Annotated in this window: 1 pseudogene; it reads right to left on the minus strand. The window is 41.5% G+C overall.

The window, feature by feature from the left end:
* Positions 1-459, minus strand: a pseudogene (locus P0108_RS07135) (DNA polymerase); the annotation flags it as partial.
* Positions 460-755 lie beyond the last annotated feature (296 nt).

Consider the following 755-nt stretch of genomic DNA (forward strand, 5'->3'; position numbering starts at 1 on the left):
TAGGCAGAAGTATTTAATAAGATTCTTACCTTCAGTGAGTTTCTGCTTATCAAGCCCCAATACTGTTCCCACGTTTTCCAAAGACATGGGAAGTCCCAGGGTGGCTGACCAGATCATTGTGCAATGCCAGGAGCAGGGGTTTAAAAACAGGCCTTCACTTTTTCCTGTCTGACCGGGGTTAACATTGATGCCTTTATCTCGCAGGTAGCGTGATAGGCAGACTCTTTCAAACTGAGCGTTAAACGCCCACTTGGTCACCGTTTCATCCGTTAAAGCAGAAAGCACAACCTCGGGTATGGTTTCACCTTGTGCTAAGTCAACGACCTGAACTTCACTACCGTCCACACTGTAGCCAAAAAGCAGTATCTCAAAATCATCCGATTCTGCGTACTTGTAAACACCACATTTACCAAGATTTACACTCGAAAACGTTTCCAAATCCACACTCAAATTTTTCAAATTACATCACCTCCAAGCTTATAAAAGAGGTGACAGAAAACCTGCCACCCCACTTATAGAATCTTCTAATTCCTGTTTTTCAGGAATCTTCTAATTCCTATTTAGAATGTGTTTAATATCAACGTAAAGACTCACGAGTTTCTTTACCGTGAAATCAAGAAGTAATACTCCTATAAACACTGAAATAAAAACCGCTATAACAATTTCCATAATTAACTCACGCTCCTTATGCTAGAAAGTCATCATCTTCTAAAGTCGTAAAATCATCGGTTGCGAGGCTACGTCCGCCGAGTGGC

It is taken from the genome of Gardnerella sp. c10Ua_244 (genome assembly GCF_055818055.1).